Genomic DNA, 23458 nt, shown 5'->3' with positions numbered 1-23458 from the left:
GCATTGAGTCAGTGCCAGGACTGTTGTGAGGATGCGCACATCTCCCTGGAACTAACCCGTGTATACAATCCGACGGACCCCGAGGCCGGCCCGTGGTACGGTTTGAGTGAGCCCCAACGAGAAGCGCTCATGCTTGCCATCCGAATGGGATACTACGATATTCCACGAGGCTGTACGACCGCCGAGTTAGCCGACGAGCTCGGGATTTCCGATCAGGCAGTGACGGAGCGACTGCGTCGTGCCATTGCTACGTTCGGGAGGTACGCGCTTCTCACTCCCGAGTCAGCGCCACAAGTGGACTGACGGTTTCCATTGTACACCATGGGACAGGACCAGGCAGTTGGGCCTACGCTAGGTGAGTATGGATGAGAGTCGAAAGCTGGGGACACGTGATATCCAGTCAATTGATGCGGTTTCCGGTTCTTCGGGGCGTGAGAGACCGGTCTCCCCCGATACGATTCTATCAGCAGTAGCGAACGAACATCGACGTGCCATCCTCGACGCGTTGGACGACGCCTTTGAGAAGACGCTGGAATACGATGTCCTCGTAGATCGCGTTGCAGACCGGGTTCGGAACGAAGACGCGAAATGGGGGTCAGACGAACACCGACAACGCGTCCGGATCGCACTTCACCACACTCATCTTCCAAAACTCGACGAGGCTCGGATAATCGACTATAAGACTGAAACGGGTCACGTCCAGTATATTGGCGGTGAACTGGAAAAGAAGATCCTGACGCTGGTCGAGCCGTACGACGTCCACGAGTGAGGGGCGTGATCGAGGATGAGTAGCTCCCGTTTCTACCTCGTTTCACTCGCCCAACGTGATGGACTCCGAGCTGTCGCCGAGAAGCGAGTGTAGAGAGATTATTTCGAAGAGACGTCCAAATTACGGAGAAAACTGGTTCGTGGGGTCGATCTCCCATGATCTCCCAGCCGCAATTTATACCGCTACTGTACGGTTGTGAGTGGATTTTACCGTCACTTATCCATGTACAATAGCCGTTCGATTGCCCGGATTCCCGGAGGGAGACGACCCGCGTGAAACAGCTGCACGGGTTCACGGTATATCGTGACTCGATATCGGGGGATGAAACGCATCGTTCGGTCGGCAGAGGTACTGAGAACGCTGATAACGGCAAATTTACAGACAGCACGGAGTTCGTATGGGTTGGGGCAGATTTGAACTACGCCGAGACGTGCTCGCTGCGCTGCGCGCGACTCGTCTCGTTCAAACTGCCGTATCACTTTTCGAGCGACGTGCTCGTCGCTTCGCTCCACCTAATGTCTCGCTCGAAAAGTGGGTTGGGGCAGATTTGAACTGCCGACTTCCTCCGTGTGAAGGAGGTATCATAACCGGACTAGATCACCAACCCGTAGGCGAAAGTATCCGGTGGCTGCCCTTATACGTTTTGTTCGGAATCGCCCGCCCGCTCACGTCGATCGGCGATAAGGTTCGAGGTGCGTACGAGCCGACGTCAATCGCTCGCGCGCCTCGCTTTCCGCCCGCACTTCGAGTTCCCTGACGTCGGTCAGCAGGCCCTCGAGTCGTCCGTTCGGTTCGGGCTCGACTCCTCGAATCTGGTCGATCCGCGATCGAACCGGTCGCACCGTTTCCAGCAGTCCCAGTTTCGTGTGCTCGCTCGCCCGTCGCCCGTAGTACGCCGCATCGCGAAAGTGTTTGTTCATGAATCTCCACGATATACAGGTCGTCGGCGAATATAGTCTTTTCGCGGAGGACAAAATTGGAGCCGGCCGAATCTGTTCGCCGAGCGGGTCAGTACGAGGGCGAATCCTCCGGCTCCCCGTCGCGCTGATTGACCACCCGTGCGAGCGTGAACAGTCCGTCGGAGAGCCGGTTCAGGTACTGCACGGCGTCCTCGTTTACTCCCTCCTCCTCGCTCGCCAGCGCCACGGCCCGTCGTTCGGCTCGCCGACAGACGGTCCGCGCGTGGTGAAGCCGTGCGCCGTGCTCGCTCCCCGTCGGCAGGATGAATGACGTGAGCGGCTCCAGTTCCTCGTCGTGCTCGTCGATCCACGCCTCGACCGCCTCGGCGTGGTCGGGGGCGATCTGGGGGTCGTCGTCCTCGGGGTCCGGGTTCGCGAAATCCGCCTGGACCACGTGGAGGTGATTCTGGATCTCGGCGAGTTTCTCGTCGACGTCCTCGTGACCGGTGGGCCTGACGGTGCCGACGAGGGCGTTCAGCTCGTCGACGGTGCCGTAGGCTTCGATCCGCGGACTCGCCTTCGAGACGCGAGACATGTCCCGAAGGTCCGTCTGGCCGTCGTCGCCGCGTCCGGTGTAGATCGGCATGGGCGAGCCAACGGAGCGACGGGTTGTAAGTCCAGCCCCGATTCCGACCGGGGGCGGGAAACCGGCGAGAAACCAACACACTGAATTCGGTCGGGCCTCGATGTCCGATATGAGCCTGGAACGCGATCACGAGTGTCCCGACTGCGGCGACGAGAAGACGTTCTACCGCGCCGCGAGCACGACGCTCCACCTCGGAACGAAGGTGAAGTGGCACTGCCCGGACTGCGACTACGGCTTCGTGCGGATCAACGGCATCGATTCCAGCGAGTCGGAGACGGCGTAATCGTCGTCGACTCGCGTCACCTGTTTTCCACTCGCGGTCTCACTCGTAGGCGTCAGCAGGGGAGCGTTCGTAGGCCGGTGCATCGGCGCGGATCACGTTCGCGACCTGCTGGAGCTCCATCCCCAGGAGGACGACGACGTCGCTCAGCGAGACGATGCCGACGAGGGCGCCGTCGTCGACGATCGGGACGCGTCGGACCCCGTGCTCGCCCATCGTCCGGAGCAGCGAGTAGATCCCCTCGTCCGCGTCCACGGTGACCGACGGTCCCGAGAGGAGCTCCTCGGCCGTCGTCGCGTCCGGGTCGATCGACTCCTCGAGGACGATCGTCGCGAGATCTCGCTCGCCGAGCACGCCGATCGGTTTCGCGTCGTCACAGATCACCACGCAGCCGACGCGATCCTCGCGCATTCGTCGGGCGACCGTCCCGAGGGACGCGGTTCGATCGACGGTGACCACCCGCTCGCGGGCGATGTCGGTGACTGGCATGGGACCCGGTACGTCGTGGAGTGCCATACACTTGTGTGGCGAGCCCACCGGACGCTCTGGCCCGCCCGACGGACGCTCGAATCGTGACGAGGGCGAATTGCGCGGGCGTCGCGCGCGTGCGATAGGTCTTTATCCCGACCACGTCGAGTGTCGACGAAGCGATGCAAGGACGGCGACTGGCGACGACGGACGAGCTGATCGCGATCGTCAGCCCCGACAGCGAGCAAGCCCTGGAGCGCCTGCGGGCCTGGAGCGAGGATCGGGAGATTTCGCTCGCGACCGTCGACGTCGGCGACGACATCGGGCCCGTCTACGACGGGCGGCGGGCCACGCTGGGCGTGACCCTCGGCGGCGACGGCACGTTCTTCGAGGGGATCAAGACGTTCGCGCCGCGGAACGTTCCGCTGCTCGGGATCAACACCGGCACCCTCTCGTTTCTCGCCAGGGTCGAACCGGACGATCTCGAGGCCGCCCTCGACGAGGCCGTCCGCGGACGCGCGTCGGTCGACAGCCGCCAGCAGCTCGCGGCGCGTGCTCCCGGGCTCGACGCGACCGGAATCAACGACGTGATGATCGAACACGTTCCGCCGGAGAACCCCATCGACCGGAAGGTGACCTCACTCGACGTCTACGTCGACGACGAGTACGTCGGCGAGTTCGAGGGGACCGGCGTCGCCGTTTCGACGCCGACCGGCTCGACCGGCATCTCGCTCTCGGCGAACGGGCCCGTCCACTACCCGGTGGACAACCGCGCCCTGCAGGTGGTTCCGTTGCACACCCACAATCTCAGCGTCCGACCGGTCGTGATGGCCCCGGAAAAGGAGATTCGAGTCGTGACCCAGGGCAACGCGAGCATCACCGTCGACGGCGGACGGGCCCACACCGTCCTCACGGCCGGCGCGGAGGTGACCGTCACGGGGGCCGACCAGCTGGCTCACATCGTTCGGACGAGCTACGACGACGGCTTCTTCACCGCCATCTCGAAGAAGCTCGGGTGGGGGCTCCGTCCCGACGGCGCAGAGCCCACGCGGATCCGCGCACCGGCGACCCCCGAGTCCGACGCCCCGTCGATCCTCGAGCGCGCCCGGACGATCGCCATGGAGGCGGCCCACAGCGCGGGCGAGCCGCTGCGCGAGTTACACGGTCGCGTCGAGTCCATCGCGTACAAATCGGACAAGTCGGACATCGTGACGGAGGCCGACCATCAGGCCGACCGCATCATCACCACCGTGATCGAAAACGAGTTTCCCACCCACGGCATCTGGTCCGAGGAGAGCCCGCGCAGGTCGGGCGAGGATCCCTACACGTGGATCGTCGATCCGCTCGACGGGACCGGGAACTTCGCTCACGGCAACCCGAACTACGCGGTCTCGATCGCGCTGGTCGACGACGAGGAACCCGTGCTGGGCGTCGTGCACGTCCCCGAGACCGGGGAGACGTTCGCCGCCGTCGCCGGCGAGGGCGCGTACGCGAACGAGACGCCGCTGGCGACGACCGACCGTACCGGCCTCGACGAGAGCATGCTGTTGTCGGGATACGATCCCGACGGATCGTTCCTCTCGAACTTCTATCAGGAGGCCCGCGGGGTTCGGCGACTCGGCTGTGCCGCCTTGCACCTCTGTTACCTCGCGAGCGGCACCGCCGACGCCATCTGGGAGTACGACACCTACCCGTGGGACGTCGCGGCCGGCCTCGTGATCGCCCGCGAAGCCGGCGCGACGATCACGAACGAGCGCGGCGACCCCTACGACTTCGAGCTCGACGCCGAGCGCCGAACGCCGTTGCTCGGTTCGAACGGACCCCTCCACGAAGCCCTCCTGGGCCACCTGGACGTCGACGTCGCGGACGCCGGTTGATCGGAAGGAATCGCCCTTGCAGCGATGAATCCCGGTGCAGTCCCCGGTTTTTGGCCGCGGTTCTCCGGGAGGTTCCGCCGAGATCGCTCACCGACACCCGATGCGGGTTTATATAACCCCTACATACACGGGGGAACGGCTTACGGCCCGGATGGCATAGTTTCCCACGACCAATGGATCTCGACGAAGTCAAAGCGCGGGCGGGCCCGCGGGCGTTCAGCCCCGCGGACGACATGCCCGAGGAGTACCGGAAGGCGGCGACCCGGATGATCCAGTTCCACGCGAACAGCGAGATCATGGGCGCCTACCTGGAAAAACCGTTCATCCGGCAGGCGCCGTCGCTCGATCGAAAGCTCTCGTTCTCGGCGAAGGTCCAGGACGAGATCGGTCACGGCCAGTTACTCTATCGGGCGGCCGAATCACTGGGGATCAAGACGCGCGAGGAGATGCTGGACGAGCTCGCCGAGGGCGAGGGGAAGTTCCTCAACTGTTTCCACTACCCGATGGATTCGTGGGCGGAGGTGCCGATGATCGGGTTCTTCGTCGACGGGGCGGCGATGCGCAGACAGGCCACGCTCAAGAGCACGTCCTGGGAGCCGTACGCCCACGCGATGGACAAGATCTGCTTCGAGGAGGGCTTTCACGTCAAACACGGCGAGGACATCATGGCTCGCATGGCCACCGGCTCGAAGAAAGAACAGGAGATGCTCCAGGAGGCGTTCGACGAGTGGTGGCCCAGAATCATCCAGTTCTTCGGGCCCACCAACGACAAGTCGACCCACCACGACTTCGCGTCGGAAGTCGGTCTCAAACAGAAGTCCAACGACGAGCTTCGAGACGCCTTCCTCGACGCCTACGTCCCGAAGGCAAAATCGTACGGCCTCGAGATTCCGGAGTCTCCGCGGATCCGCGAGCGCGACGACGGCAGCTACGAGGTCGTCGAGGACGACCTCGACTGGGACGAGTTCTTCACGATCGCGAAAAACGAGTTCGAGAGCGGCAAGGGCCAGATCAACTCCCGAAAGGCCGCCCAGGAAGCCGTCGAGTGGGTCAGGGAGACGATCGAATCAGACGCGCCAGCCGTCGGGGGTCACGCCGCCCCCGCGGCCGACTGACCATGATCTGGGAAGTCTTCCGCCAGGAGAAACCCGGCGGCTACCACACCCACTGCGGCAACGTCCACGCGCCCGACCGGGAGATGGCCAAGCAGTTCGCCGTCATCCAGCACGGCCGGCGGAAGCCCACTAACAGCCTCTGGGTCGTCCCGCAGGAAGATGTCGGCGAGATCGACGCGGAGGACGTCGCGTTCGGCGGGACGACCGACAAGTCCTACCGGTGGGCGATGGCCTACAGCTCGTCCACCGAGCACGCGAAGGAGGTCATCGCCTCGGAGCAAGAGCAAGTCGACGCCGAGCGCCAGCGGGGTGACGACTGATGAGCGCGACCGACGGCCTAAACGCCGACCAGCGCCTCGCGCTGGAGAGCCTGCTCCGGTCGCTCGCCGACGACGAGTACGTCCTGGCCGAGCGCTACATCGAGTGGCAGGTCTACGCGCCCACGCTCGAATCGGACCTCGCCCTCTCGAACATCGCCCAGGACGAGGTCGGCCACGCGCGCCTCTGGTACGATCTGTTGATGGATCTCGGCTACGACGAGACCGACCTGCTCTGGGAGCGCGACCCCGAGACCTTCCGCCACGCCACGCTGGCCGAACTCCCCTTCGCGGAGGGCGATTGGGCGGACGCCGTCGTTCGCTCGTACCTGTACGACGTCGCCGAAGACCTCCGACTCGAGGCGCTCGAGGACTCCACGTACCCGGGAATAGCCGACCGCGTCGGGAAGATCCGTAGCGAGGAGGATTACCACCTCGAACACGCCCAGAACTGGCTCGAGCGACTGGCCGAGGGCGAGGAGGGTCGCGAACGTCTGCAAACCGCCGTCGACCGGCTCTTCCCGCACGCCCTGACGCTCTTCGAACCGGCCTCGCCCGTGGCGATCGACGGTGACGAGCCCGACGACCTCCCGAGCGCGGCCGAGCTCGAGGAGGCGATCGTCGCCGAGGGGTACCGGACCGAGACGCTGGCGGAGCTCGGCGAGCGGTGGGCCGAGCGCGTCGTCCCCTACCTCGAGTCGCTCGATCTCGTGACGCCGATTCCCGAGGACGGCGAGATCACCGACGACCTGCTCCCCGAGGAACGGGGTCGCGACGGCCGGCACACGGACGCCTGGTTCGACCTCTACGACGACTTCACGCACACCTACCGCGAGCTCGGGCGAACCGAAGCGACGACTATCATGGAGAAACCGGAGTGATGGGCGCGAACGACGACGGCGATGCGCGCGCGGCTGAGGGGGCCGACGACGGCGAGGAGCGCCGACTCGAACCGGAGTTCGATCCCGACGCCGACGCCACGCCCTGCGCGTACACGGAGTACCGCGAGGGTCACGACGTCGAGGACCTTCCCGCGACCGGCGAAGGCGCGACCGGCCTCGAGGCCGACGTCTGGGGAGCCCTCTACGAGATCGAGGATCCCGAGATGCCGATCAGCATCGTCGACCTCGGGCTGCTCTACGGCGTCGAGGTCGAGGACGGGACCGCCACCGTCGACATGACGCTCACCTACAGCGGCTGTCCGGCCCGGGACATGCTGCTCGGCGACGTCGAGCGCGCGGTCGCCGCCGTCGAGGGGATCGAATCGGTCGACCTGCGACTGGTCTGGAGCCCCGAGTGGACCGTCGAGATGGTCACTGAAGCGGGCGAGGATGACCTCCGAGAGTTCGGACTGAGCGTATGAGACGACGGGATCCCAGCGTCGAGACCAGCGGCGACGACGCGGGCGCCGAGTGTCCGTACTGCGGCTCGACGGATACCGTCCGCGACCACCCGAAGGGCCCCTCGCTCTGTCGGTCGATGCACTACTGCAACGGCTGCGAACAACCCTTCGAGAAGTTCGAGTGATCGGCCGGGGCGGCTGCGGGGCTACCTATCGGCGACGGTGGCGTCCTGGCTGGGTTATCGTCGACGGTGGCGTTCTGGCTGGGCTATCGGCGACCGTGACGTTCTGGCTGGGCTATCGGCGACGGTGACGTATTGGACGGCCCATCGTCGTCGGAGACGGCCGCCTCCGGACGAGGGCATGCGGCCCACTTTTAAGGCGATCGCCCGATACCTGCGGGTATGGACGTTGAAGCCTTCTTCGAAGGAATGCCGTTCGCATCGATGCTCGGCGTCGAAGTCACCGAGTGCGCCGACGGCCACGCCGAGGGCGAACTGGAGATGCGAGAGGAGCTGTCTTGGAACGAGGACCGACTGATGGCCCACGGCGGCGTCACGTTCACCCTCGCCGATACGGTCGGCGGCGCGGCGCTGGTCTCGCTCGTCGACCAGCCGGTCCCGACGATCGACATGCGCATCGACTACCTCAACGCCGGCACCGGGGACCTCTACGCCGAGGCGAACGTGGTTCGGTGCGGCGGTGACGTCGGCGTCGTGGACGTCGACGTCTACGCGGTCGACGACGGCGAGACTCCGACGGAGTCTCGAAACGACGGCGAAGCCGTCGGACGGCTGATCGCCGATGCCCGCGGCGTCTACAAGACGGGATGACCGCGCGACCGGTTCGAGGACGAATCGCGGCGACCGGGAACTACCGTCCTATCGGAGTTCCGGCGCCACGTCGTCCCCCAGTCGGTGAATGCACTCCACCATCTCTTCGGTCTCGGTCCCCGGGTGATAGGTCCGGAAAATGAAGTGAACGTCGTCGCCGAGCGCCTCGCGATACGTCTCGAGTTCCTCGACGACCCGTTCGGGGGTGCCGAAGATCGCCTGCTCCTTCAGCTCCGCCCGTCGGTCGTCGGACAGCTCGTCGACCGGTTCGCCGGAGAAGATCTCCGCGTAGCGGCGCTGGATGTAGAGGTAGCCGTCCCGCATCGCCCTCCAGGCCGCCTCCCTGGATTCGTCCACCCAGCCGTGCTGGAGGACGTAGATCTGGAAGTCGCCGTCGAGAGCCTCTTCCTCGCGAACGCGCCGGATGTCCTCGACCCGCTTTTTGACGCCCTCGATCGAGAGCGACGACGGCGCACACCACGCCTCGGCGGTGCGGGCCGCGCGTCGGACGGCGGGCTTGGCCGCGCCGCCGAGCATGATCGGGATCGATCCGTCCGTGGGCTTGGGCGTGATCGAGACGTCCGACGGGACGTCGTAAAACTCCGATTCGTAGTCCAGCGCGCCTTCGCTCCATGCGCCCTCGAGGAAGTCGACGAGATCCGCGAGGCGGTCGGCGCGTTCCTCGCGGGGCACGCCGAAGACGTCGAACTCCCGGGGGTTCGACCCGATCGCGAGACCGAGGGTGAGACGCCCGTCCGCGAGCAGGTCGACCGTCGCCGCGTCCTCGGCGAGCCGGATCGGGTCGTACAGCGGGCCGAGCGCGACGCAGGAACCGATCTCGATCTCGTCGGACGCGGCCGCCATCGCCCCGAGCGTGGGGAAGGTGCCGGAGAGGTACCCGTCCTCGGCGAAGTGGTGCTCGGAGACCCACGCGCTGTCGAGGCCGGCGGCGTCGATCTCGCCGGTTAGCGTCTGGATTTCGTCGTACCGTTCGCTCGACGATCGATCGTCGTCCGGCCCCCGCTGGGCGGTGAAGAGTCCGGTTCCGAGCTGCATGGCCGGAACGTCACGCGCCGATCACAATACGTTTCCCCTCCGTCGCTCCGCCGGAGGTCGACTCATCCGACCAGGGCGATGCCGGCCGCGACGGCGAGCAACGCGGAGGCGACCCCGCCGGCGGCCTCCTCGATCGTGGCGATGCCGGTCGCGGCCACCGCCAGCGCCACGAGAAAGCCCAGGAACACGGCCGAGAAGCTGACGGTCACGCTGACTACCGTCGGTGTTCCGTATTCGAACCGGAAGAGCGCCCAGATCGTGCCGAACAGCAGCAGGAACGCGCCCACTGCGATAGCCGTTCCCGTGGCGATCATACTAGTTTCAAATTCGCCTAACTATTAATATATTACTATCGTAGCTTCACCTGCGGGCCAACAGGCGTTAATACACCAACCGGTTAATAGGAATGGTTCGCCCGGCAGTTCTGATCGACAGCCTCGACGTGGGAATGTGGACGACGGTTTCGATCGACGCTATCGATCGACGCTCCGGCCGAGTCCGACGGAACGTTTCTCGACGAACCATCGCAGCATTCGCGACGCGTCGCTCAGTAGTCGATGACGGTGATCTCCTCGACCGGCCACTGGCTGAGGATTTCGACGCCGTTCTCGCGGACGACGACCATCTCCTCGACGCGGACGCCCTGGCGGTCGGCGGGCTCTTGGGTTTCGACGGCCATCGTCATCCCCTCCTCGATCTCGATCGGGTGGTCGGGCGAGAGGCCGCGCCAGATCAGCGGCACCTCGTAGAGCTGGAGGCCCAGACCGTGCGCCCAGTGGTTCGTGGTCAGCTGCCAGTGCTCGTCGGCGTCGTAGTAGTCGGCGTGCTCTCCCGCCATGTCCGGGAACGCCTCGGCGATCTCGTCGGTGGTGGTGCCGGGTTCGATCCGCTCGAGGACGTCGTAGAGGTTGTCGCGGGCCGTCTCGTAGGCGTCCCGCTGGGCTTCGGTCGGTTCACCGACGCTGAACGTGCGGTAGTAACACGAGCGGTATCCCAGGTAGCCGATGTTGTAGAAGTCGGCGTAGACGAGGTCGCCGGGACGGATCGTCCGGTCGGTCGTGTTCGCCTGGTGTTTGGGCCACGTGTTGGGGCCGGAGGTGAGGTAGCCGCCGCCGACGAACGCGCCCTGGCTCCACAGTTCGTCGACCGCTTTCCCCCACGCCTCCGACTCGCGAACGCCCGGTTCCACCGCGTTCTTGATGCGCTGGAAGCCCGCTTCGCAGATCGCGGCCACCTGGCGCAGACACTCGATCTCGTCCCGGGTCTTGACCTTGCGGGCGTCTTCCATCACCGCCGGCGCGGTCTCCGCGTCGACGTCGACGCCGCGGTCCTCGAAGGCGCGGATCAGCCCGCGGTTCCCGATATCGATCCCCATCGCCTCGTCGGCCACCCCGTACTCCTCGAGGGCCGAGACGACGGTGTCGGCCATCGTGCCCACGAGGAACCGGCGGGCCGAGTCGCGCCCCGACGCCCGCGGGACGTTCCCGAGCCCGGGACAGGCGTACCGGATATCGTCGAGCCACGGGCAGTTGAACCGCTGATTGCTCGCGTGATCGGCGGTGTCCCAGTGGATCACGTCGCCGTCCTCGGTGAGGACCGTGTAGTGGTCCGCGCCGCTCCCGCCGGTCATCGCGAGGCCGGTCACGTACCGGATATTCGGATCCGAGACCAGGAGCAACGAGCCGAGTTCGGTTTCCTGTAATCGCTCGAGGGCGCGCTCTTTCCGTTCGCGACGGAGCCGCTTCACGTCGATGCGCTCCTCCCAGTCGACCGCCTGGGTCCCGCGGGTTCCCTCCATGTACTCTCGCTCGTAGACGGTCATCTCCGTTCGCCGGGTCACCCGTGCGGCAAAAAAGTGTACCGTTCGAAACCTGTATCAGTACCTAAAAGGTCCCGACCCGCTTGCGTACGGGTATGACCGAAACCGCGGCGGCCCTCGTCGAGACGCTCGAGGACCTCGACGTCGAGTACGTGTTCGGCTACCCGGGCGGGCGCGTCATCGAGGTGATGGACGAACTCCCCGAGTCCTCGATCATGCTCGTCCGTCCGCGAGACGAGCGCGAGGCCAGCGTCATGGCGGAGGTCCACGGCCGGCTCACCCAGCGTCCCGGGGTGCTGGCGGGACAGGGTCCCTGGATCGGCAGCCTCGGGGCGATCGGCCAGATGGAGGCCCGTCTCTCCTCCTCGCCGATGGTCGTCCTCACGGAGGCCTCCGAGCGCGGGGAGTACTCGACGCTCGCGCCCTACCAGCAGTCCCGCGGGGACTACGGCGGCCTGGACCTCCCGAGCATCCTCGACGGCGTCACGAAAGAACACTGGTTCCCGCGGTCGGCGACCGAGACGATCCGCAGCGTGCAGCTCGCGTTCAAGCACGCCGTCGCGGGTCGTCCGGGCCCGACGGCAGTTATCCTCGACGGCGACGCCGTGCACGAGGAAGTCCCCGAGGATCCCACCCCGCCACTCTGGGGCGCCGCCGAGCAGGTGCGAACCTGGGAAGCAGCACCGACGGCGGCCGACCTCGACGAGGCTGCCGCGGCGCTTGCGAACGCCGACCGACCGGCGATCGTGGCGGGAAACGGCGTTCACGCGGCCCAGGCCTACGACGAACTCGAAGCCGTCGCCGAGGCCTACGACGCCGTCGTCGTCACCTCGTACCTCGGCAAGTCGACGATCCCCGAGACCCACGATCTGGCGGGGGGCGTCATCGGCTCGTTCAGTCACGAGGGGGCGAACCAGCTCGTCAGCGACGCCGACGTGCTCTGCGTGGTCGGCTGTCGGATGAACCCGATGGACACCAACTGGCAGGCCCCCGGGTTCGTCCGCCCCGACGAGCAGACGATCATCCACGCGGACGTGGACGCGCGCAACGCGGGCTGGGTCTACCCCGCCGACGTCGGACTGATCGGCGACGCCGCGCACGCGCTCGCGGGCCTCGTCGAGCGCGCCCCCGACGCGACCGACACCGGCGCGGATGCGGACGCAGCGAGAGCGCGCGCCGCAGACGCGCGCGAGGACTTTCACGCATCCGCCTGCGATTCCGACGCGTCTCCGGTCACGCCCCAGCGAGCCGTCAAGGAGATCGAAGCCGTCGTCGACGAGGACACGATTGTCACCGCGGACTCCGGGAACAACCGCTTTTGGCTGCTCAACTACCTCCAGACGCCCGCCGTCCGCACCTACTTCGGCAGCGGCGGCGTCGGCGGGATGGGCTGGGCCCTCCCGGCGGCCGTCTCGGCGGCCCTGATCACGGATCGAGACGTCATCTCCGTCGCGGGCGACGGCGGCTTCGCGATGACGATGAACTCCGTCGAGACGGCCGTCGAGTACGGCGTCCCCGTCACGTTCGTCGTGCTCAACGACACCAGCCTCGGCATGGTCCGGCAGATGCAGGACGACGCCGACGACATCGCCGGCGTGGAGTTTCACGACACGGATTTCGTGCGGGTCGCGGATGCGTTCGGCGCGGCGGGCGAGCGAGTCGACGCTCCCGACGCGCTCGCGGAGGCGCTCGCCGACGGGAAGGTCCGGACCGATCGACCGACCGTGATCGACGTCCGCATCGACCGCGAGGAGGACATGGCCGATCAGCTCTCCTCGTCGTTCTACGACGAGGTCGGCGGGTTACACGAGTAGGTCGGCGTCGGCCCCGGTCCGATCCGACTTCGGGGCCGACCTCGGGCCGAACGGGACACGCTTTTCACGGTGGAAGGGGTCGGTCCGAACGAATGTCCGACGATACCGTACTCGTGACCGGGGGCACCGGATTCATCGGCTCGTTCGTCGTCGCCGACCTCCTCGAACAGGGCCACGACGTGGTGGCCTACGATCTCTCGACGGATACGCGGATCCTGGAGAACCTCGGCGCGGCCGTCGACGTCGCGGTCGTCCGCGGCGACGTCACCGACCCGACGGACGTCGTCAGGACGGTCCGCGAGACGGGAACGACGCGAATCGTCCACCTCGCCGCCCTGCTCACGACGACGGCCCGCGAGAACCCGCGCGCCGCGATCGACGTGAACGTGACGGGCACCAACAACGTCTTCGAGGCCGCTCGAACCCTCGACGACCAGGTCGAGCGCGTCGCGTGGGCATCCTCGGCCGCCGTGTTCGCGCCGCCGGCGAACTACGACCACGGCTGGGTCACCGAGGACGACCTCGTCTACCCCGACACCCTCTACGGCGCGACGAAGGAGTACAACGAGCACCAGGCGCGGGTCTACCACGAGGACTACGGCCTCGATCACGTCGCCCTTCGTCCGACGGTCGCCTACGGCCCCTACCGCGAAACCGGCGGCTCGGCGTTCCTCGCGAACATCGTCGAGAAGCCGGCCCTCGGCGAGCCCTTCGCCGTCGAGTACGGCGACCAGGTCATCGACTGGCAGTACGTCGAGGACATCGCCCACGCGTTCCGGCTGGCGGCGTTCGCGGACGAGGACGACCTCTCACAGCGCGTCTACAACGTCCGCGGCGAGGTGGCCACCATCCGCGAGGCCGCCGAGACGGTCGAGACGATCCTGCCGGACGCGGACCTCGAGGTGAGCGACGAGGGCGAACTCCCCTGGACCCAGAAGCTCGACATGACCGCGATTCGAGAGGACCTGGGGTACGAACCCGAGTACGGCCTCGAACGCGGTTTCCGAAAATACATCAACACCCTGCGTCGGGACGCGAGTCTGGAGCCGGTCTGACGTCCGTCCATCCTGAGGCGAGACCGAGCCCCGTCTGCGGTCGGCGCTCCCCGACGCGGGACGGGGTCCGGTCTCGGTCGTTTCCGCTGTCATCGGCCGGTTCCGGGACGAGGTCCGGTCTCGGTCGTTTTCGCGGGCCTCGGCCGGTTCGTGGGCGCTACTCCTCGATCTCGTCCTCGTCGACGTCGCCGATCTCCTCGTCCCGGTCGAACCCGCGGACGAGTCCGAGCGCGATCGCGACGTCGCGCAGCTCGGGCGACGGGCGCTCGTTGAACGCCGCGATGCGATCGTTCGCGGTCGCGAGGTGTTCGCTCGAGGCGCTCGCGTCGCCGGCTGCGGCCGCAGCCGACGCGTCGGCCATCGCCGCCGTGAATTCCGTCGCGAGTTCCATTCGCTCGACGAGTCGGTTCAGGTGGGTGCGGAGGCCGTCCAGATCGACGGTCTCCACCCGCGGATCGTCGGCGAACGTCTCGACCCGCGTTCTCGCCGTTTCGAGTACCGTCCGCGTCCTCCGAAAGTCGACGTTCGCGGCCGCGAACGCCGCTTGCGCGACCTCGTAGTCGCCGTTCCGCCACGTTTCGACGCCGTGATTGAACAGCCGGGTGGCCCCGGAACCGCGCGCGTGTGCGTCGAGCACGGTCTCCCAGATCTCGATCCGGAGTTCGAACATCGGGATCCGCCTGGCCGGGTCGTTCGACATGATCTCCTGGGGCTCGTCGTCGTGGTACAGGCCGAGGATGTGTCCGATCTCGTGTTTCGTCGTGATCCGGATCTTTCCGAACGGGCGCGCGCCCGCGACGACGACCGCCCGCACGGTCCCCCGGAGCCGGCGCCCCGGCGTGATGATCGGCGCGCAGCCGAGCACCCGCTCGCTGAAGTTCTCGACGCCGCTGCACTCGCTCGGTTCGTCGACGTACCTGATCACCATATCGGGATCGTCGTCGTCCACGACGTCGAACGCGACCTCGAAATCGACGTACCTCGGAGCGTGGGCCTCCCAGTACTCGAGCGCGCCGCGGGCGTTCTCACGGACGTCGTGGTCGCTCTCGCTCTCGTCGTCGATCCGGACGGTGACCGTCTTCCCGGCGAACGGGTGCCGATCTCCGGCCCCGGGGGCCGAACAGCCGGCGATGCTCGCTCCGGCCGCGCTCGCGGCGGTCCCCACGAACTGGCGACGTCGCATTGCCAGTACCCACTGTCGCTACGCGGTAAATATCTCGCGGTCCGAACGGTCGAAGCGGTCGTCGCCGCGCGTGGCGACCCGAGCTGGAATCCGGGACGATCGGCTCAGGCGGTCTGGGAGTACTCTTCGACCCACTCCTGGAGCGTGATGCCCATCGTCGCCTCCGTGATCGCGTTCGAGGACGCCGAGTTGGCGCTCTTGACGAGTTCGGCCTCAAGCGTGCGGGTCGGGACCTCCCCGAGGAAGTGCGGGATCGCTCGCTGGACCGCGAGCGGACAGCCGACCTCGTGGGCGAGGGCGTACCCCGAGATCGAGTGTGGGATCTCGTCGCTGACGTACCCGGGGTCCGGCTCGTCGAGGACGTCGTCGTCGACGAACGGCGGATACTCGTAGCACTTGCCCACGTCGTGGAGCAGGCAGGCCGCGACGACGACGTCGACGTCCGGCTCGGCGCCGTGGAACTCCCGCTGGATCGTCGCCGACTCCAAGGCGATCTTCGTCACTCCGCGGACGTGTTCGACGTTGCTCACCTCGTCGATGTTCCAGGCGTACGGAATATCCGCCACGTCTCGCCAGCCGCCCCGCTCGAGGCCGAGGACCCACGCCTCGACCACTCGCTCCCGGAGGTCGTCGCTCTCTATCTCCCCGAGTTCGGGGTAGGCCTCGCGCACCTGGCGGTCGAAATCGGTCACGTCGATCAGCGCTCGTCCGCGACCAGGCGTTCCTTCCCGATGAAGCGTGGGCGCTCGTCGATCGCGAGGAAGTTGTCGACGTCCGCGCGAGCCTTCTCGGCCATCTCGCCGGTCGCGTCGTAATCTCGCGATCCTTCGCTGCCGAGGGCGTCGTACAGCGCGTCGACGTCGTCGAAGTACAGTTCGGCCACGCCGTCGAACGACTGGTTCGCGGGGTCGGTCGGAACGATCGTGTCGTACTTCACGACGCCGGTGATCTCGCGCGCGATGGGCGTGTGATTTTCCTGCCAGTGCTCGACGAACTCCTGGTGCGTGAGGTCGTCCTTCCGGACGAGAAACGCCGAGTGCTTGTACAGCTCGTCGGTGTCGCCGTCGACGTCGTCGCGCTGGACGATCGCCTCGCCCGCGAACCCGCGCTCTTCGCCGATCGCGTCCGCGAAGTCCACGTCGAGGTTGGCCATCGGCGTCTCGGCGTCGCCGATCGCCGTCTCGAGCGTCTCGCGGTCCGCGAAGAAGAACTCCGCGAGCCCGTCGAACTCCGCGTGTTCGGGCATCGTCGGGAACACCTGGTGGTAGCGGACGACGCCGTCGAACGCGGCGGCGAGGTCGGCGGCCCGCCAGCGCTCGACGAACGCCTCGTGATCGAGCTCCTCGTCACGTCGGAGCAGCGCAACGTGCTTGTACATCGACCGCCCGTTCGCCGGCCGGGGAATAAATCGTACCGAAATATCGCCGCGTCGCACGGGTCCCCGGACGCTGGTTGCGCGCGCCGCCAGCCCGCGCGATCGGACCGGGTTCTCCCCGTCGAGCACCTGCGAGAAGGGGCCTCGCCGTCGACTACCTGACCGAGGGGGCTTACTCGCCGCCGGTACTTGTCAGGATAGCTACTATTCGTCGGGGGCCTGCCAGGAGAGCTACTCGTCGTCGAGTATCTGCCAGGAGGGCTACCCGCCACCGACTACATGCCGGGGGCTTAATCGTCGTCGAGGGCCTGCCAGGAGAGTCGCGGGTTCCGCGCCGCGGCCACCTGGTCGATGCGACGGGCCGACGTCCGTTCGGGCGCCGCCTCCAGGGTCGCGTCGTCCTCCGCTGCCACGGCGTCGAACGCCGCGGCGAGCTGGTCGAGCGTCGCCTTGCTCTCGACCTCCGTCGGCTCGGTCATCAGCGCTTCGGAGACGATCTCCGGCCACTTGGTCGTCGGCGGGTGGACGCCGTAATCGAGCATCCGCTTGGCGACGTCGGCCGCGTCCTGGTCGCCCGCGCTGGCGACGAACTCGTGGTGGACGGGTCCGTAGGGCACCTCGTACTCGATCTGGCTGGCGAGGTAGTTCGCGTTCAACACGGCTTTCGCGCTCGCGTCGGCGAGCCCCTCGTCGCCGAGTCGGGCGATGTAGGCGAACGCCTTCACCAGGACGAGCCAGTTGCCGTGGAAGCCGTGGACCTTCCCGATCGTGTGCTCCGGATCGAAGAGTTCGTAGCGGCCCTCGCCGACGGGCGCGTCGGCGGACTCGTTCGCATCGGGGCCCCCCGCTGCGTCGGTCCGTCGGACCCGCGGCGCCGGGAGGAACGGCGCGAGCTCCTCGACGACGCCGACCGGCCCCGCACCCGGTCCGCCGCCGCCGTGGGGCGTCGCGAACGTCTTGTGGACGTTGTAGTGCATCACGTCGAAGCCCATGTCGCCGGGTCGCGCCCGCCCCAGCAGCGCGTTCAGGTTGGCGCCGTCGTAGTAGAGCAGCCCGCCGACGTCGTGGACCATCTCGGCGATTTCGCCGATGTCGCGCTCGAACAGCCCCAGCGTGTTGGGGTTCGTGAGCATCAGCGCCGCGGTGTTCTCCGAGAGGGCCGCCTCGAGGGCCTCGAGGTCGACGCGACCGTCCTCGTCGCTCGGCAGGGATACGACGTCGTAACCGCCCAGCGCCGCCGTCGCGAAGTTCGTCCCGTGGGCGCTTTCGGGGACGATGACTTCGTCGCGGTAACCCTCTCCGTTGTGCTCGTGATAGGCCGACGCGACCCGGATACCGACGAACTCGCCGGCCGCGCCCGCCGGCGGCTGGAGGGTGACGGCGTCCATCCCGCCGATCCGGCCGAGGTAATCCTGGAGACGGAACGTGAGTTCCAGGGTTCCCTGGATCGACTCGTCGGACCGGTCGGGGTGGACGGCCGCCCCCGGGAGCGCCCCCACGTCCTCTGTGAACGGCGGGTTGTACTTCATGGTGCAGGAACCGAGCGGGTACGGGCCGCTCGTGATCCCGTAGGTCATCTGAGAGAGGCGAGTGTAGTGGCGCGCGAGTTCCGGCTCCGAGAGGGCCGGGAGTTCGACTGAGTCGCGGGTGAGCGCGTCGGGCAGACCCGCGTCGTCCGCGCCGACCTCGACGCGGGTCAGATCCTTCTCCGCGAGCAGGGGTTCGTAGGTGCCGTCGGTCGTCCATCGGGCCTGATCGAAGCGGGTCTCGGCCGGCCGTCGGCGCTCCGCTCCGTCCGGCTCCGCGACGCTCCGCACGCTCTCGGGCTCTGTACGGTCGTCGCTCATCCGACCACCTCCTCGAGCGCGTCGACGAAGCGGTCGAGCTCCGCGTCGGAAACCCCGGAGACGCAGCACTGGATTTCGTGGTCGCCGACCACGTGGACGGCGAAGCCGCGCGCTTCGAGGTCGCCGGCGATCGCCGGTGCGGGTTGATCGACGTGCGCGACGAACTCCCGGAAGTGGTGGCGGTCGTGGACCGGCGCCGTCGCGCCGACGAGATCGTCGACGCGCTCGGCCAGTTCTCCGGCGCGACGGACGTCCCGCTTCGCGAGGTCGACGAGTCCGCCGGGACCGAGCGAGGCGACGTGGATCGCCGTCCGCAGGGCGACCCAGGCCTGGTTGGTACAGATGTTGCTCGTCGCTCGCTCCCGGCGGATGTGCTGTTCGCGGGTCTGCAGCGTCAGCGTGTACGCGCGGCGACCGCCGTCGTCCTCGCTCGCCCCGACGAGCCGTCCCGGCACCTGTCGAAGGTGCTCCTCGCGGGTGGCGAACAGCCCGAGCCCCATCCCGTAGCTCGTCGGGAGCCCCAGCACGCTCGCGTCGCCGACGACGACGTCGGCACCGACGTCGACCGGCCGCTGGAGCAACGAGAGGGCGACGGGATCCGTTCCGAGCACGAAAAGGGCGTCAGCCCCGTCCGCGAGTTCACCGAGCTCGCCCAGGCGCTCCTCGATCGCGCCCCTGACGGTCGGGTTCTCGGCGTACAGCATGACGACGTCGTCGCCGATGCGGTCCGCGATCGCGTCGACGTCCGCGTTCGCGTCGTCGGTCGGGTAGGACTCGACGTCGAGGTCGGTCCCCGCAACGTAGTTCTCGAGCGTGCTTTGGCGTCCGTCTCGAAGGACGTCCGGCACCAGGACCGTCGTCCCGGAGGCGGCCCGGAGGCGGTCGGCCAGCGTCGCCGCCTCGCCGAGGGCGGTCGCCGCGTCGTACATCGAACAATTGGCGATCCCGAGGCCGGTCAGTTCGACGAGCATCGACTGGTACTCGTACAGCGCCTGGAGGAACCCCTGTGAGACCTCCGGCTGGTACTGCGTGTAGGAGGTGAGAAACTCCGACCGATCGGCGAGGTGGTCGACGAGCGACGGCACGTAGTAGCCGTAGTGGCCCCGACCGAGCAGCTCCACCAGGTCGTCGTTTCGGTCGAGGATCGAACCGACCAGCCGGCGCGTCTCGCGTTCGGTTCGCTCGTCGATCCCGAACTCGTCGTCGAACCGTACGTCGGCCGGGATGTCGAAGAGCTCGTCGACGGAGTCGACGTCGAGCGCTCCGAGCATCGCCGCGGTGTCGTCGTCCGTGTGGGGAGCGTACGGACTCCCCGTCGTGCGTGATCCGTGCATGATTAGGCAGGGTCGCGTCGCCAACCCGCGATCGGCGAGAACGTCCGCGTCGTCCGCCGCGGGGCGGTGGTGCGTGACACGTTAGATCGCTCTTACGTCGGGGGGAATATGAACGCACCCTTTTCGATTCGGAAATCCCGGTCGGCGATCCGATCTGCGAAGGCTCCTCATCCGGGATCGACGACTCGATCACGAGGAACGAGTCGCGTCCCGAGTTCGAGGCGCGACGGCCGTCGCTACCGACCGACCAGCGTCGGCGTGCGATCGACGAGCCGGTCCGCCGCTCCGGGGTCGTGCGTGGGGAGGTAGACCACCCGTTCGTGCTCGCAGAGTCGCCGGATCCGCGCCATCGTCCGGCGGCTCGCGCGAGCGGAAAGCGCGATGCCGACGACCTCGTCCTCGAGGAGCTGTCGCTCCGTGAACGTCGTATCGCCGGCGAGCACGATCAGCTCGTCGTCGTCCTCGACGACGATCGACTGGTGGCCCGGGGTGTGCCCCGGCGTCGGAACGGCTCGTATCGATCCGTCGTCGGTCAATCGATGGCTCGCCGGAAACGGCCCGTACTGGCCGTCCCGGTGGTCGAGGAGCGTCGGATCCAGATCGTCCGGCCACCGGTGCATCGGCGATCCGAGCGGCAACGTGCGGTGAATCCAGTACTCCCGGCGCGAGACCAGCACGTCGGCGTCGGGGATCCGTCCGACGGCGCCCGCGTGGTCGAAGTGGAGGTGGGTCAGGACGACCCCGTCGACGTCGCGGGGATCGTAACCGAGTTCCGCGAGCCGATTCGTCACCTCGTCGGCCGGGCCCAGTTCGAAGCCGTCGAGGTCGACCAGGAGTCGGGCCCCGAGGTCGCGGCCGCCGGGATCGAAGACCTCGACCGTCTCGCCGACGTCGACGAGGATAACCGCCTCCGGATGGTCGATCAACCAGCACCGGACGGGAAGGGCCTCGAGCGTCGAGTCGTCGCGAAGGATGTCGAGGTACCGCCCCGGGAGCGTTCGGCGCCGGGCGCGGACGTGACGCTCCGGGAGTCGAAATCGACCGACTTCGATCGGGTACACCTCGACGGTCACGCCCGGATATTCGTCACCGAACACAAAAACGTCCCCACCGATTCGAGCCGACCCCGATAGCGCCGCGGGGTTCAACGGAGCTCACTCGACGAAGCGGTACTTCCGCTCGCCCATCCGGCCCCAACCGTCGAAGACGAATTCGTGCTCGGGCGTCGTCAGCTCGGTGGTTTCGACGTCCTTGTCGTGGTTGTGGGCGTCGTGGATCGCCTCGTACTCCGCGAACGAGAGGGAGTAGCGTCTCTCGAGTTGGTCGTCGATCGAGAGCGCGCCGATCTCCTCGCGCCAGCCGTCCCGAACGGTCTCGGCGTGGACCTCCGCCTGGGCCCCGCTGCCGTAGGAGCCCACGAGCAGCTTTTCCCCCGCGAGGTCGACGTCGTTCTCGAGCGCGTGCTGGAGCGCGCTCGCCCGGGCGACGTGGACCGAGCCCGTGTACCAGTTTCCGACGGATCTGGAGATGGTCAGCGTGGGCTCGATGGTCCCCTCGTACCACGTCTGGTAGTGGTCCGTCTCGGTCAACGCTTCGGTGTACTCCTTGGTCGCCTCCAGGAACGCGTCGTCGTCACCGAACGCCTCGGGACGGGGTTGTCGCCCGATCTCGTCGGCCAGTGTGTCCTCGACGTCGGTGTCTCGGATGACGTTTCGGTAGCCGAGCGCGGCCGCTTTCCGGACCATCCCCGGGAACGGGGTGTGGAAGGGAATGTAGCTGAAGTTGTCCGGGTGGGTGTCGCCGGCGACGCTCTCGTAGTCCTCGAGCGCTTCGCGCATGCGTGCGAGGTACACCTGGACCGAACGCTTGCCGTCTACGCTCGGGAACTGCTGCTGGGGTTTGAGGAAGTCCGTTTCGTCCGCGCTCCCGTATCCCTGTTCGGTGCTGAGCTCGACGATGTTCGGGTCCTCGTCGATCAGCATCGCGACCGCGCCGGCGCCCTGGGTCGCTTCTCCGGGGTCGTCCCGGGCGTACAGCGCCGTGTCCGTCGCGATCACGAGCGCCGCGCGGCCGCGATTGCGACCCGCACGGATCCAGTTGTAGGCGTCGTCGACGCTCTGGGTACCGGCGACGCAGGCGAACTTGCGCTCGCCCTTGTTGGCGTGGTGGAAGTCGCCCTCGAAGACGTCCTCGAGACAGCCAGCGATGTAGGTCGACACCGGCTTCGAGTTGTCGAACGCGCTCTCGGTCGCCACGTCGATACGGCCGATATCGACCGGCTCGAGCCCCTTCCGGTCCATGAGGCGGTAAGCGGCGTTCGCGCCCATCGTGACGATGTCCTCGTAACTGTCGGGGAACGAACTGGACTGCAATCCGAGACCTTTCGTGTATTTTTCCGGATCCTCGCCCTTCGCGGGCGCGAAGGTCCCCGGCAGGTCGAGCTCCAGGTTTCCGGTCCAGATCTCTATCGCGTCGATTCCGACACTTGTCATGGTCGGACAGTGTGGGAGCGGCTATAAGATATTGTCGTTCGGTGTTTCGACGATCGTCTTATGGCAACACCTCGACCTATCAGTACGCCACCTGCCAGCATCCGTCGAACGGAAGTTTGATCAACCCGCCACTCCGAATACTGTCGCTTCTTTACCATCTTCGCCATCGAGGGTGGAGAAAACGACCTCGCATTCTCCGGCACTGTCAGATCCTGTATTTGCCCGACCGAGTTCGATTTCGATCGCGTCCGATGCATCACCGCCATTATCGACGGTATCCACTAGTTCCGCGGAACCGTCCCCTGCTTCATCAATTTTTTGCCTCACCACTCCCCTGTTGTACTTCTTCGTCGGCGTCCCCGAACGGCACGTGACGCAGAACGTTCCGCCTCGGTATACGCGTGTTGGCCGGGCAAATCCGCATCCGTTACCAACCCGTCGGCTCCTCGCGAGCCCCGACGCGTTATTCGTCTTCCTCGACGACCTCCGGATCGCTCATCGCGCTCTGGAGGCTGTCGAGGCCGTTGATCCACTCGGTGACGAGGCCGTACTCCAGTTCCTCGGCGACGGCCACGTCGATCTTTTCGCCGTCGAAAACGAGCGTGCCGGCCTGGGCCGCGTAACCGAGCGCGGCGTCGAGGTCCTCTTCGGCCTCGGCGTCCGCGGCCGCCCGGATGTACTCGTCGACGCCGGCCTCCCCGGCCGGTCCGCTGGCGACGTACTCCTCGGCGGCGAAGAACACGCAGACCAGGCTCGTCTGGACGCCGTCGACGAGCATCAGCGTCTCCTCGTCGTCGATGTCGACCTCGGAGAGGACGATCTCGCGGACCTCGGCGATCTCGCTCAGGGCCGTCTCCTCGTCGAGTTCCCCCTCCTCGTACGCGGTGACGATCTTGGCGATCGCGATCGCCGTGTCGTCCTGCAGGTTCAACAGCAG

The 23458-nt window shown here is 66.9% G+C and carries 27 protein-coding genes and 1 tRNA gene; 12 read left to right on the top strand and 16 right to left on the bottom strand.

Features of this window, described 5'->3' with window-relative positions; genetic code table 11:
- Both QZT59_RS11990 and QZT59_RS11985 read left to right on the top strand, forming a co-directional pair.
- Positions 1-303 (top strand): helix-turn-helix domain-containing protein (locus QZT59_RS11990; protein WP_290816336.1); only part of this gene is annotated, 303 nt, incomplete at its 5' end.
- A gap of 58 nt (positions 304-361) precedes the next feature.
- The gene (locus QZT59_RS11985; RefSeq protein WP_290816333.1) at positions 362-769 is read left to right on the top strand and encodes a hypothetical protein; all 408 of its coding nucleotides are present in this window, start codon (positions 362-364) and stop codon (positions 767-769) included.
- Between the two features lie 532 nt (positions 770-1301).
- On the opposite strand, the gene QZT59_RS11980 is transcribed toward QZT59_RS11985, so the two are convergent.
- The 3 genes from QZT59_RS11980 to QZT59_RS11970 all read right to left on the bottom strand — a co-directional run bounded on the left by QZT59_RS11980 (position 1302) and on the right by QZT59_RS11970 (position 2314).
- Positions 1302-1376, bottom strand: a tRNA-Val gene (locus QZT59_RS11980).
- Positions 1377-1434: 58 nt separating this feature from the next.
- The gene (locus tag QZT59_RS11975) at positions 1435-1689 is read right to left on the bottom strand and encodes a hypothetical protein (protein ID WP_290816331.1); all 255 of its coding nucleotides are present in this window, start codon (positions 1687-1689) and stop codon (positions 1435-1437) included.
- Between the two features lie 88 nt (positions 1690-1777).
- A complete protein-coding gene (locus QZT59_RS11970; RefSeq protein WP_290816328.1) occupies positions 1778-2314 on the bottom strand; it encodes a cob(I)yrinic acid a,c-diamide adenosyltransferase in 537 nt (178 codons plus the stop codon).
- A 109-nt stretch (positions 2315-2423) separates the two neighbouring features.
- Here QZT59_RS11970 and QZT59_RS11965 point away from each other — a divergent pair, with 109 nt between their 5' ends.
- Positions 2424-2597, top strand: a complete 174-nt coding sequence (locus tag QZT59_RS11965) for a hypothetical protein (RefSeq protein ID WP_290816325.1) — start codon at positions 2424-2426, stop codon at positions 2595-2597.
- Positions 2598-2636: 39 nt separating this feature from the next.
- On the opposite strand, the gene QZT59_RS11960 is transcribed toward QZT59_RS11965, so the two are convergent.
- The gene (locus tag QZT59_RS11960; protein WP_290816322.1) at positions 2637-3083 is read right to left on the bottom strand and encodes a CBS domain-containing protein; all 447 of its coding nucleotides are present in this window, start codon (positions 3081-3083) and stop codon (positions 2637-2639) included.
- A gap of 161 nt (positions 3084-3244) precedes the next feature.
- Between QZT59_RS11960 and QZT59_RS11955 the strand changes: the two genes are divergently transcribed.
- The 7 genes from QZT59_RS11955 to QZT59_RS11925 all read left to right on the top strand — a co-directional run bounded on the left by QZT59_RS11955 (position 3245) and on the right by QZT59_RS11925 (position 8546).
- Complete coding sequence (locus QZT59_RS11955; protein WP_290816319.1) at positions 3245-4939, top strand: inositol monophosphatase family protein; 1695 nt, start codon at positions 3245-3247, stop codon at positions 4937-4939.
- Between the two features lie 173 nt (positions 4940-5112).
- On the top strand, positions 5113-6054 hold the full coding sequence (gene paaA, locus QZT59_RS11950; protein WP_290816316.1) for a 1,2-phenylacetyl-CoA epoxidase subunit PaaA: 942 nt from the start codon (positions 5113-5115) through the stop codon (positions 6052-6054).
- Between the two features lie 2 nt (positions 6055-6056).
- Complete coding sequence (gene paaB, locus QZT59_RS11945) at positions 6057-6374, top strand: 1,2-phenylacetyl-CoA epoxidase subunit PaaB (RefSeq protein ID WP_290816313.1); 318 nt, start codon at positions 6057-6059, stop codon at positions 6372-6374.
- The gene (paaC, locus tag QZT59_RS11940; protein ID WP_290816310.1) at positions 6374-7252 is read left to right on the top strand and encodes a 1,2-phenylacetyl-CoA epoxidase subunit PaaC; all 879 of its coding nucleotides are present in this window, start codon (positions 6374-6376) and stop codon (positions 7250-7252) included. Before paaB ends, paaC begins: the two co-directional genes overlap by 1 nt.
- Positions 7252-7734 (top strand): 1,2-phenylacetyl-CoA epoxidase subunit PaaD, encoded by a 483-nt coding sequence (gene paaD / locus QZT59_RS11935; RefSeq protein ID WP_290816307.1) that lies wholly within the window; start codon positions 7252-7254, stop codon positions 7732-7734. Before paaC ends, paaD begins: the two co-directional genes overlap by 1 nt.
- The gene (gene paaE, locus QZT59_RS11930) at positions 7731-7898 is read left to right on the top strand and encodes a 1,2-phenylacetyl-CoA epoxidase subunit PaaE (RefSeq protein WP_290816304.1); all 168 of its coding nucleotides are present in this window, start codon (positions 7731-7733) and stop codon (positions 7896-7898) included. Before paaD ends, paaE begins: the two co-directional genes overlap by 4 nt.
- Positions 7899-8117: 219 nt before the next feature.
- The gene (locus QZT59_RS11925; RefSeq protein WP_290816300.1) at positions 8118-8546 is read left to right on the top strand and encodes a PaaI family thioesterase; all 429 of its coding nucleotides are present in this window, start codon (positions 8118-8120) and stop codon (positions 8544-8546) included.
- Positions 8547-8594: 48 nt separating this feature from the next.
- On the opposite strand, the gene QZT59_RS11920 is transcribed toward QZT59_RS11925, so the two are convergent.
- The 3 genes from QZT59_RS11920 to QZT59_RS11910 form a co-directional block, all read right to left on the bottom strand.
- On the bottom strand, positions 8595-9602 hold the full coding sequence (locus QZT59_RS11920; RefSeq protein WP_290816297.1) for an LLM class flavin-dependent oxidoreductase: 1008 nt from the start codon (positions 9600-9602) through the stop codon (positions 8595-8597).
- A 62-nt stretch (positions 9603-9664) separates the two neighbouring features.
- On the bottom strand, positions 9665-9916 hold the full coding sequence (locus QZT59_RS11915) for a hypothetical protein (RefSeq protein WP_290816294.1): 252 nt from the start codon (positions 9914-9916) through the stop codon (positions 9665-9667).
- Positions 9917-10149: 233 nt separating this feature from the next.
- Positions 10150-11424 (bottom strand): Xaa-Pro peptidase family protein, encoded by a 1275-nt coding sequence (locus tag QZT59_RS11910; RefSeq protein WP_290816291.1) that lies wholly within the window; start codon positions 11422-11424, stop codon positions 10150-10152.
- 92 nt (positions 11425-11516) lie between these two features.
- Here QZT59_RS11910 and QZT59_RS11905 point away from each other — a divergent pair, with 92 nt between their 5' ends.
- Complete coding sequence (locus QZT59_RS11905) at positions 11517-13235, top strand: thiamine pyrophosphate-binding protein (RefSeq protein ID WP_290816288.1); 1719 nt, start codon at positions 11517-11519, stop codon at positions 13233-13235.
- A gap of 92 nt (positions 13236-13327) precedes the next feature.
- Positions 13328-14290: an NAD(P)-dependent oxidoreductase gene (locus tag QZT59_RS11900; RefSeq protein WP_290816285.1), complete on the top strand. Its 963-nt coding sequence runs from the start codon at positions 13328-13330 to the stop codon at positions 14288-14290.
- Between the two features lie 157 nt (positions 14291-14447).
- On the opposite strand, the gene QZT59_RS11895 is transcribed toward QZT59_RS11900, so the two are convergent.
- From QZT59_RS11895 to QZT59_RS11855, 9 genes are all read right to left on the bottom strand, one after another.
- Positions 14448-15473, bottom strand: coding sequence for a matrixin family metalloprotease (locus QZT59_RS11895; protein ID WP_290816282.1), 1026 nt, complete (start codon positions 15471-15473; stop codon positions 14448-14450).
- A gap of 104 nt (positions 15474-15577) precedes the next feature.
- Entirely contained in the window at positions 15578-16165 is a 588-nt protein-coding gene (locus tag QZT59_RS11890) for an HD domain-containing protein (protein WP_290816279.1), read from the bottom strand.
- 5 nt (positions 16166-16170) lie between these two features.
- Positions 16171-16851 carry an EthD domain-containing protein gene (locus QZT59_RS11885; protein WP_290816276.1) on the bottom strand — a complete coding sequence of 227 codons (681 nt, stop codon included), beginning with the start codon at positions 16849-16851 and terminating at the stop codon, positions 16171-16173.
- A 287-nt stretch (positions 16852-17138) separates the two neighbouring features.
- Positions 17139-18695 (bottom strand): aminomethyl-transferring glycine dehydrogenase subunit GcvPB, encoded by a 1557-nt coding sequence (gene gcvPB, locus QZT59_RS11880; protein ID WP_290816273.1) that lies wholly within the window; start codon positions 18693-18695, stop codon positions 17139-17141.
- Complete coding sequence (gene gcvPA, locus QZT59_RS11875; protein WP_290816271.1) at positions 18692-20029, bottom strand: aminomethyl-transferring glycine dehydrogenase subunit GcvPA; 1338 nt, start codon at positions 20027-20029, stop codon at positions 18692-18694. Before gcvPA ends, gcvPB begins: the two co-directional genes overlap by 4 nt.
- A gap of 236 nt (positions 20030-20265) precedes the next feature.
- Positions 20266-21102 (bottom strand): N-acyl homoserine lactonase family protein, encoded by an 837-nt coding sequence (locus tag QZT59_RS11870; protein ID WP_290816269.1) that lies wholly within the window; start codon positions 21100-21102, stop codon positions 20266-20268.
- An 81-nt stretch (positions 21103-21183) separates the two neighbouring features.
- Entirely contained in the window at positions 21184-22521 is a 1338-nt protein-coding gene (hmgB, locus tag QZT59_RS11865) for a hydroxymethylglutaryl-CoA synthase (RefSeq protein ID WP_290816266.1), read from the bottom strand.
- A 120-nt stretch (positions 22522-22641) separates the two neighbouring features.
- A complete protein-coding gene (locus QZT59_RS11860; protein WP_290816263.1) occupies positions 22642-22803 on the bottom strand; it encodes a hypothetical protein in 162 nt (53 codons plus the stop codon).
- 181 nt (positions 22804-22984) lie between these two features.
- On the bottom strand, positions 22985-23458 hold a 474-nt coding region (locus tag QZT59_RS11855; RefSeq protein ID WP_290816259.1), incomplete at its 5' end, for a DUF2150 family protein.

Origin of the sequence: Halovivax sp. (assembly GCA_007119345.1) — an archaeon.
GTDB lineage: Archaea > Halobacteriota > Halobacteria > Halobacteriales > Natrialbaceae > Halovivax.
This window is presented reverse-complemented; position numbering and strand designations above follow the sequence as displayed.

Bases quoted from the DNA above. Each gene is read 5' to 3' on its own strand.
- QZT59_RS11985 (WP_290816333.1), top strand. From the start codon at position 362: ATGGATGAGAGTCGAAAGCTGGGGACACGTGATATCCAGTCAATTGAT.
- QZT59_RS11975 (WP_290816331.1), bottom strand. From the start codon at position 1,689: ATGAACAAACACTTTCGCGATGCGGCGTACTACGGGCGACGGGCGAGC.
- QZT59_RS11970 (WP_290816328.1), bottom strand. From the start codon at position 2,314: ATGCCGATCTACACCGGACGCGGCGACGACGGCCAGACGGACCTTCGG.
- QZT59_RS11965 (WP_290816325.1), top strand. From the start codon at position 2,424: ATGAGCCTGGAACGCGATCACGAGTGTCCCGACTGCGGCGACGAGAAG.
- QZT59_RS11960 (WP_290816322.1), bottom strand. From the start codon at position 3,083: ATGCCAGTCACCGACATCGCCCGCGAGCGGGTGGTCACCGTCGATCGA.
- QZT59_RS11955 (WP_290816319.1), top strand. From the start codon at position 3,245: ATGCAAGGACGGCGACTGGCGACGACGGACGAGCTGATCGCGATCGTC.
- paaA (WP_290816316.1), top strand. From the start codon at position 5,113: ATGGATCTCGACGAAGTCAAAGCGCGGGCGGGCCCGCGGGCGTTCAGC.
- paaB (WP_290816313.1), top strand. From the start codon at position 6,057: ATGATCTGGGAAGTCTTCCGCCAGGAGAAACCCGGCGGCTACCACACC.
- paaC (WP_290816310.1), top strand. From the start codon at position 6,374: ATGAGCGCGACCGACGGCCTAAACGCCGACCAGCGCCTCGCGCTGGAG.
- paaD (WP_290816307.1), top strand. From the start codon at position 7,252: ATGGGCGCGAACGACGACGGCGATGCGCGCGCGGCTGAGGGGGCCGAC.
- paaE (WP_290816304.1), top strand. From the start codon at position 7,731: ATGAGACGACGGGATCCCAGCGTCGAGACCAGCGGCGACGACGCGGGC.
- QZT59_RS11925 (WP_290816300.1), top strand. From the start codon at position 8,118: ATGGACGTTGAAGCCTTCTTCGAAGGAATGCCGTTCGCATCGATGCTC.
- QZT59_RS11920 (WP_290816297.1), bottom strand. From the start codon at position 9,602: ATGCAGCTCGGAACCGGACTCTTCACCGCCCAGCGGGGGCCGGACGAC.
- QZT59_RS11915 (WP_290816294.1), bottom strand. From the start codon at position 9,916: ATGATCGCCACGGGAACGGCTATCGCAGTGGGCGCGTTCCTGCTGCTG.
- QZT59_RS11910 (WP_290816291.1), bottom strand. From the start codon at position 11,424: ATGACCGTCTACGAGCGAGAGTACATGGAGGGAACCCGCGGGACCCAG.
- QZT59_RS11905 (WP_290816288.1), top strand. From the start codon at position 11,517: ATGACCGAAACCGCGGCGGCCCTCGTCGAGACGCTCGAGGACCTCGAC.
- QZT59_RS11900 (WP_290816285.1), top strand. From the start codon at position 13,328: ATGTCCGACGATACCGTACTCGTGACCGGGGGCACCGGATTCATCGGC.
- QZT59_RS11895 (WP_290816282.1), bottom strand. From the start codon at position 15,473: ATGCGACGTCGCCAGTTCGTGGGGACCGCCGCGAGCGCGGCCGGAGCG.
- QZT59_RS11885 (WP_290816276.1), bottom strand. From the start codon at position 16,851: ATGTACAAGCACGTTGCGCTGCTCCGACGTGACGAGGAGCTCGATCAC.
- gcvPB (WP_290816273.1), bottom strand. From the start codon at position 18,695: ATGAGCGACGACCGTACAGAGCCCGAGAGCGTGCGGAGCGTCGCGGAG.
- gcvPA (WP_290816271.1), bottom strand. From the start codon at position 20,029: ATGCACGGATCACGCACGACGGGGAGTCCGTACGCTCCCCACACGGAC.
- hmgB (WP_290816266.1), bottom strand. From the start codon at position 22,521: ATGACAAGTGTCGGAATCGACGCGATAGAGATCTGGACCGGAAACCTG.